The sequence below is a fragment of the Bradyrhizobium yuanmingense genome, from assembly GCF_029167105.1.
Taxonomy (GTDB): Bacteria; Pseudomonadota; Alphaproteobacteria; order Rhizobiales; family Xanthobacteraceae; genus Bradyrhizobium; species Bradyrhizobium yuanmingense_A.
Window position 1 is genome coordinate 1 of sequence record NZ_JARFML010000121.1, and the last position, 991, is coordinate 991.

At 62.5% G+C, this 991-nt stretch carries 1 pseudogene; it reads left to right on the top strand.

What is annotated here, in order from left to right:
• Positions 1-980: pseudogene (locus tag P0R31_RS40715) on the top strand (IS110 family transposase); the annotation flags it as partial.
• Positions 981-991 lie beyond the last annotated feature (11 nt).

Genomic DNA, 991 nt, shown 5'->3' on the forward strand with positions numbered 1-991 from the left:
CCGCTGGCGCGAGGAGGCCGCAAAGGTTGGGCACGCGATCACACGCATAGCGGTCGCCTTTGAGGCCGGTCGCGATGGCTTTTGGCTGGCGCGGTGGCTGCGAGCGCGTGGCGTTGAGGCCTTCGTTATCCACCCAACAAGCGTCGCCGTCCCCCGCGAGCACCGGCGGGCTAAAACCGATCGTCTCGACACCGAGCATTTGAAGCGCGCTCTTCTCGGTTGGCTACGCGGAGAGCCGAACCATTGCCAAATGGCGGCAATCCCAAGTCTCGATGAAGAGGACGCCCGACGTCCGAACCGCGAGCGTGAGAACCTTGTCAGCCAGCAGACCAGCATTGTCAATCGAATGAAGGCATGTCTCGCTCGCCTGGGTATTCGCAAGTTTAAGCCGACGCTGCGTCATGCGTCAAAGCAGCTCGAGACGCTGCGCACGCCGGAAGGGGTACTTCTGCCGCCCAACACTGTCGCCGAGATGCGCCGGGACATGGTCCGCCTTCGCCTCGTCAGGGAGCAGATCAGGGAGATCGAGGCGGCTCGATTACAGCGTTTGCAGGTTTCCGAGAGCGGTGCGAACGCGATGGTCAAATTGCTGGCGCGGATTATTGGCGTTGGAGTCGAAACAGCGGATGCTCGTGCATGAGATCCTCTCTCGGCAATTGAGAGATCGCAGAGCGGTCGCGCGTTACGCGGGCCTCACGGGCGCTCCCGATGAGAGCGGCAAGCGAAGACGGGAGAAAAGCCTTGCACGCGCTGGCAATGCCCGGGTACGGCGTGGGATGATCCAACTGGCCTGGCGTTTTCTCCTCTTCCAAAAGGACAGCGCATTAGCCCAATGGTTCCGCACTCGCGCGGCCGACGCGCGCGGCGGTACGCGCAAGACCATGATCGTGGCGCTGGCGCGCAAATTGCTCATTGCGTTCTGGCGCCTGACGACGACAGGCGAAATACCTGTCGGGAGCAAGTTACGCCCGGTAGCATGAACGCGCGACGA